Here is a 206-nt window from a genome sequence, read left to right on the forward strand (position 1 = left end):
CTCTCAGGATTTCCGTGAGGCGGATTTGCCTGCCTCACTCCCTACTGGCTTGGACCGGTACTTCCAATCACCGGCTCTCCCTAGCCTCCTGCGTCACCCCTTCGTCTTAACGGTTGTATGGTGGTATCGGATTTTCAACCGATTGTCCATCACCTACGCCTCTTCGGCCTCGGCTTAGGTCCCGACTTACCCTGGGCGGACGAGCC

1 rRNA gene is annotated in these 206 nt (G+C 58.3%); it reads right to left on the reverse strand.

The features are described from left to right. Positions 1–206: ribosomal RNA gene (locus JDF658_RS13905) — 23S ribosomal RNA — on the reverse strand; the annotation flags it as partial.

It is taken from the genome of Carboxydocella sp. JDF658, assembly GCF_002049395.1.
GTDB lineage: Bacteria > Bacillota.